This window comes from Streptococcus sp. HMSC063B03, assembly GCF_001836965.1.
Taxonomy (GTDB): Bacteria; Bacillota; Bacilli; order Lactobacillales; family Streptococcaceae; genus Streptococcus; species Streptococcus pneumoniae_F.
In genome coordinates, this window is the sequence record NZ_KV831040.1 from 1 (window position 1) to 344 (window position 344).

General features: G+C 49.7%; 1 pseudogene. It reads left to right on the forward strand.

Features of this window, described 5'->3' with window-relative positions:
* Window positions 1-344: pseudogene (locus tag HMPREF2628_RS11110) on the forward strand (hypothetical protein); the annotation flags it as partial.

Here is a 344-nt window from a genome sequence, read left to right on the forward strand (position 1 = left end):
TCGAAACAGTCGCTTTCCGAGACGGAGAAGCGCCTGGCTGCCTTCAATGGCAAGCAGGCCACAAGTGAGTTAGATGCGATTTTAAACAATCAAAATAAGGGCTTAACGAAGGTGAGTGGGACGGTTACCATGGCCAGCCCTTATCGTAATCCTGAAGCGCTAGCTATCTATCGTAATCCTCATTTCAAGAAGGCGGCAAACCGCTATCACCAGAAAGTGGATAGCCTAGCAAGGGCTTACTTCCAGAAGAATCATCCAGGCGTTGCATTTGACAAGGACAAGGCAGGGATTGAGGAATTGCAGGCTCTTGCGAGGGAGGTGACTAAGAAGGCGGAGTATGGAGA